We start from the raw sequence: 5,365 nt of genomic DNA, 5'->3' as shown, positions 1-5,365 counted from the left end.
CGGCACTACTGGGCCGAGGGCGGGAACGGGCATAGCGCCGGGCGTCCCGGTGGCGCATACTCAAGGTAATGAAACAGTCAGCCGGATCCCGGCGTCACCTGCCTTCCAGTCCCTTCAACCGCCCGGCCCAGGCGGCCCCACCGGTCGAATGCTTCGACGTGGGCGACCGGGTGTCGCACGACCAGTTCGGCCTCGGGCGGGTTCTCGCTGTCGAGGGCGACAACGACGCAGTCCTCATCGACTTCGCGGGGCGTCAGGGGAGGATCCTGAGCCCGTATTCCAAGCTGACCAAGCTCTGAGAGCTTCAGGGGCGTGCCGGACGGACATGCCCTCGGGTACGAGCGGCCGTCCGCCGGAGAGCGCCCGCAACCGGGGCACCTGAGAGACACCAGGTGCCCCGGAAGCCGTTGTGGGGCCGCTGCTTCGCGTCTGCCGCCGCGTGCCGCCCCCCAGGGGGCCGACGGGTGGCCGCCCCCCCCGGCAAGGTCCGCCCCGTCTCCTCGTCGGCACGCACGCCCGGCGCCTCGGCCGGAAGCCCTGGCAGCTCCGCTCCGAAGACTTCCGACCGCCTTGAGCGCGGGACCGCACCGGACGGCGCTCCTCCCGGGGCGAACAGTGCCCCTCGCGGCCCTAGAGCGCCGAGGCGGCCGGCTTCACCATCCCGCGTACGGTGCGTGACTTCACGTACTCGCCCATCGCGGTCATCTCCCACTCACCGGTGAACTGCCGGATGAGCTTGGCCATCATCACGCCGGTCTGCGGCTCCGTGCTGCTCAGTTCGAAGCGGACCAGCTCCTCGCCGGTGGCCGCGTCGAGCAGGCGGCAGTACGCCTTCGCCACCTCGGTGAACTTCTGGCCGGTGAAGGAGTTCACCGTGAAGACCAGGCCGGTGGCCTCGGCGGGGATGCGGCCGAGGTCCACGACGATCACCTCGTCGTCCCCCGCGCCCTCGCCGGTGAGGTTGTCGCCGGAGTGCTTGATCGCGCCGTTGAGGATCGACAGCTTCCCGAAGTAGCAGCTGTCGAGGTGCTTGCGGTCGGGGCCGTAGGCGATCACCGAGGCGTCCAGGTCGATGTCCTTGCCCCGGAACGCGGGCTCCCAGCCGAGGCCCATCTTGACCTGCGAGAGCAGCGGACGACCGCCCTTGACCAGCGAGACCGTCTGGTTCTTCTGGAGGCTGACCCGGCCCTTGTCGAGATTGATCTTCCCGGAGGACGCGGGGGCCGGGGGAGCGGCGGGGGGAGCGGGCGGCATCGGCGGCATCGGCGGTGCGATCCTCGGGTCCGCGGGTGCTGCCTGCGGGTACGCGGCCTGGGCTGCCGGGGCCGGGGGAGCGGCCTGGGCGGCGGGCTCCTCCTCCACGGTCACGCCGAAATCCGTGGCGATGCCCGCCAGGCCGTCGGCGTACCCCTGGCCGACGGCGCGGGCCTTCCAGGCACCCTGGCGGCGGTAGATCTCGATGACCACGAGTGCCGTCTCGGCGCCCAGACGCGGCGGGGTGAAGGAGGCGAGGACGCCGCCGTTGTCGGCGTCGCGCACGGTGGCGGTGGGCTCGATGCCCTGGAAGCTCTGGCCCGCCGCGTCGGGGCTCGCGGTGACGACGATCTTCTCGATGCCGGGCGGCACCGCGGCGGTGTCCACCACGATCGAGTCCGGCGCCGTGCCGCCGCCGGAGCGGTAGGTCACTCCGGGGCCCGAGGGCTGGTTGTAGAAGATGAAGTCGTCGTCGGAGCGGACCTTGCCGTCGGCGGAGAGCAGCAGGCCCGAGACGTCGAGCCGCACCGGGGCGGTCACGTCCACCGCCACGCGGGCGGCGGAGAGAGGGATGTTCGAGCCGGGGGTCATTGCGGTCATGACCGGGGTAACGAACGACCCGGCTTTGCCGTTCCCTTACCTTCCGTGACGGTTCACCCGTCCGGGGGGAGCACGCCGGAAGTCCCGCGCGCCCCTACGGCCGGCCCGTCCCCCTCCGGCCCGCCGCCTTCCGGCCCGTCCCTCTCCGGCCCGTCGCCTTCCGGCCCGCTCGTGGCTGCCCGGCCGCCGGCTCAGTACGGCCAGATCGGCGGGTCGGTGACGAAGGGGCCGCCGACGTGGGTCTGGGCCGGGTCGTCCGGGTCCAGCTCGCCGAACTCGGCGACCAGTTTCTCCGCGAACCGCTCCGAGTCGTCCTGCGGCTCGTACCCGAGGGTCCGGGCGGTCGACAGGTCCCACCACAGGCGGGTGTTGGCGGACGAGCCGTAGACCACGGTGTGGGCGACGTCCGGGGCGGTGAGCGCCGCGTGGAAGAGGCGGGCGCCGTCCTCGGGGCTGAGCCAGACCGACAGCATCCGCACCGAGGTCGGCTCGCGGAAGCAGGAGCCGATCCGGACCGACACGGTCTCGACGCCGTGCTGGTCCTGGTAGAGCTGGGCCAGGTCCTCGCCGAAGGACTTGGAGAGGCCGTAGAAGGTGTCGGGGCGCCGGGGGGTGTCCACCGGGATCAGCGGCTCACCGGCCACCGGCGCGGGGGTCCAGCCGATCGCGTGGTTGGAGGAGGCGAACACGATCCGGCGCACGCCCTCCTCGCGGGCCGCCTCGTACAGGTTGTACGTGCCCTCGATGTTGGCGCGCAGGATCTTGTCGAAGGAGGCTTCCAGCGAGATGCCGGCGAGGTGGATGATCGCGTCGACGCCGCGTACGGCCTCGCGCAGCGCCTCCCGGTCGGCCAGGTCGGCGGTGATCGCGTCCGGCTCGCCCTCGATCGGCACGAGGTCGAAGAGGCGCAGCTCGTAGCCGTAAGCGGGGAGCAGTTCGCGCATCAGCGTGCCGAGACCGCCTGCGGCTCCGGTGAGCAGGATCGTGCGGGGAGCGGGCAAACCGGGCACTGGGCCTCCTCGGCGCGGCGAGACTGAGCCGCAGCGCGCCAGATCCATGGATGACATTCACATGCGTGGACAACGTAGGGAGGGGTGGCGGCCTTCGTCAAGGGCTCGCGGCCGCGCCGAACTCGCCTCGGGTGTCACGGTTTCCACCTTGACCGGCCCCCGGGCGCTGCTTTAGCGTGACGTCGTTCATAAATATGGACACCAATCAGAGTTGTGTACGCCCGGAACTCGCTCAGGGAGCGCCCGTGACCTCAGCCCCCCTCGCCGCCCGGCTCACCGAAGTCGCCGGGCCGCTCTTCTTCCCCGTCACCGCGTACGGCCCGGACGGGGACGTGGACCTCCTCGCGTTCCGCCGTCACGTGCGAGCCGGGATCGACGCCGGCGCGGCAGCCGTCTTCGCTTGCTGCGGCACCGGTGAATTCCACGCGCTGACGCCCGCCGAGTTCGGCCGGGTCGTCGCCGCGGCGGTCGAGGAGACAGCCGGACAGGTGCCCGTCGTCGCCGGCGCGGGTTACGGCACCGCGCTGGCGGTGCAGTACGCCGAGCTCGCCGAGGAGGCCGGCGCGGACGGGCTCCTCGCCATGCCGCCGTACCTCGTCGTCGCCGACCAGCGGGGACTGCTCGCGCACTACACCGCGCTCGCCGCGGCGACCCGCCTGGAGACGATCGTCTACCAGCGCGACAACGCCGTCTTCACCCCCGAGACCGTCGTCGCCCTGGCCGGCACGCCCGGCATCATCGGCCTCAAGGACGGTGTCGGCGACCTGGACCTGATGCAGCGCATCGTCAGCGCCGTGCGCACCGCGTCGCCCGGCGGCGACTTCCTGTACTTCAACGGGCTGCCCACCGCCGAACTCACCGGGCTCGCCTACCGGGGCATCGGCGTCACGCTCTACTCCTCCGCGGTCTTCGCCTTCGCTCCCGACATCGCGCTCGCCTTCTACCGCGCGCTCGCATCGGGCGACGACGAGCTGGCCGACGCCCTGCTGGACCGCTTCTACCGGCCGCTGGTCGAACTGCGCGCCAAGGGGCGCGGCTACGCCGTATCCCTGGTCAAGGCGGCCGTACGGCTCCAAGGGCTCGACGTCGGCGAGGTGCGCACCCCGCTCACCGAACCGCCCGCCGCGCACGTCAAGGAACTCGCGCAGATCATCGACGACGGCCGGGCCCTGCTGGCGGAGCGCGCCGTGGAGGGCGGGGCGTGAAGACCTCGGCCTTCCTCTACCCCTGGGACGTCGTCGGTGACCCGGATGCCGCCGCCCGCATCGCGGGACTCGGTGTCCAGCAGGTGACCCTCGCCTCGGCGTACCACTCCACCCGGGCCCTCACCCCCCGCCATCCCACGACCCGGATCGTCACCGCTGCGTACGCCGCGGTGCTCTACCCGCCGGACGAGAAGCGCTGGGCCGGGCGGGAGGCCGCGCCCCGACGGCAGAACTGGACCCCGGGCGAGGACCCCTGGGCCGCCGCCGCCGAGGCTCTGGTGGACGCCGGTCTGGAGGTGCACAGTTGGGTCGTGCTCGCGCACGACTCCCGCCTGGGGGAGGAGTTCCCGGGGAGGTCCGTGGTCAACGCCTACGGCGACCGCTACCCGTGGGCCCCCTGCGTCGCCCGGCCCGAGGTCCGCGCCCACCTCGTGGACCTGGCCGCCGAGGCGGCCACCCGGCCCGGCGCGCGCGGCACCGAACTGGAGTCGTGCGGCTGGTACGGCTTCGCGCACCTGCACGGGCACGACAAGGTCCAGGGAGTGGCGCTCGGTGAGGCCGCCCAGTACCTGATGTCGCTCTGCTTCTGCTCGGAGTGCGCCGCCGGATACGCCCGGCACGGGCTCGACCCGGACGGACTGGGCACCGCGGTGCGCCGCGCGCTGGAGCCCGTGTGGACGGGTGCCGAACCCGCCCCGGGCTGGGCGGGCGTGGAGGAGCTGCTCGGCGCCGAACGGGCGGCGGCCACCCTCGGCTGGCGCCGCGAGGCCGCTCGTGCTCTCCAGGAGGCGGCGGTCTCGGCCGTGCGGGAGGCGGCGGCCCCGTCCGGGGCGGGCTTCCAGGTACTGCTGCACGCGGACCCGGCGTTCCACCGCACCGGCGCCAACGTCGGCGTCGATCCCGGCCACATCCTCTCCGTCGCCGACGGCGTGGTGCTGCCGTGCACCGGGAGCGACGCCGCCCGTGAGGCGGTCCTCGGGCCGTTCGCGGACCACCGGGGCGTGCTCGCCGCCAACTTCGGCGTGGTCTCCGGCATGGGCGGCAGCCCCGCCACGCTGGAACGGGACGCCGCCCACGCCGCGTCCCTGGGCGCCACCGAACTCCGGCTCTACCACGCGGGACTGGCCTCGGACGCCGACCTCGCGACCGTCTCCGCCGCGCTGGGCCGCATCGCAGGACGGGACGAGGCGTAGCCGCAGGCGTATCGGGGCATGAGACGGCCCGTACCGGAATCCGGTACGGGCGACACCGGCGACGGCGGCCGGTCCACGACGACCGGCGGGAGCCCTGACCTCC

The 5,365-nt window shown here is 73.0% G+C and carries 5 protein-coding genes; 3 read left to right on the top strand and 2 right to left on the bottom strand.

The window, feature by feature from the left end; all coding sequences use genetic code 11:
- Nucleotides 1–68 precede the first annotated feature (68 nt).
- Nucleotides 69–299 (top strand): hypothetical protein, encoded by a 231-nt coding sequence (locus tag ACFWEP_RS30995; RefSeq protein WP_266703095.1) that lies wholly within the window; start codon nt 69–71, stop codon nt 297–299.
- A 331-nt stretch (nt 300–630) separates the two neighbouring features.
- On the opposite strand, the gene ACFWEP_RS30990 is transcribed toward ACFWEP_RS30995, so the two are convergent.
- Complete coding sequence (locus ACFWEP_RS30990; protein ID WP_387375069.1) at nt 631–1,854, bottom strand: TerD family protein; 1,224 nt, start codon at nt 1,852–1,854, stop codon at nt 631–633.
- 191 nt (nt 1,855–2,045) lie between these two features.
- Entirely contained in the window at nt 2,046–2,855 is an 810-nt protein-coding gene (locus ACFWEP_RS30985) for an NAD-dependent epimerase/dehydratase family protein (protein ID WP_387375071.1), read from the bottom strand.
- A 254-nt stretch (nt 2,856–3,109) separates the two neighbouring features.
- On the opposite strand from ACFWEP_RS30985, the gene ACFWEP_RS30980 reads away from it, so the two are divergent.
- Both ACFWEP_RS30980 and ACFWEP_RS30975 read left to right on the top strand, forming a co-directional pair.
- Complete coding sequence (locus ACFWEP_RS30980; RefSeq protein WP_387375068.1) at nt 3,110–4,069, top strand: 5-dehydro-4-deoxyglucarate dehydratase; 960 nt, start codon at nt 3,110–3,112, stop codon at nt 4,067–4,069.
- Entirely contained in the window at nt 4,066–5,262 is a 1,197-nt protein-coding gene (locus ACFWEP_RS30975; protein WP_387375066.1) for a hypothetical protein, read from the top strand. The genes ACFWEP_RS30980 and ACFWEP_RS30975 overlap by 4 nt, the downstream gene beginning before the upstream one ends.
- The last annotated feature ends 103 nt before the right edge of the window (nt 5,263–5,365 follow it).

Origin of the sequence: Streptomyces sp. NPDC060198 (genome assembly GCF_042728415.1) — a bacterium.
Classification (GTDB): Bacteria; Actinomycetota; Actinomycetes; order Streptomycetales; family Streptomycetaceae; genus Streptomyces.
This window is presented reverse-complemented; position numbering and strand designations above follow the sequence as displayed.

Excerpts from the sequence above, each read along its gene's own strand:
- ACFWEP_RS30995 (WP_266703095.1), top strand. The coding sequence starts at position 69 with ATGAAACAGTCAGCCGGATCCCGGCGTCACCTGCCTTCCAGTCCCTTC.
- ACFWEP_RS30990 (WP_387375069.1), bottom strand. The coding sequence starts at position 1,854 with ATGACCGCAATGACCCCCGGCTCGAACATCCCTCTCTCCGCCGCCCGC.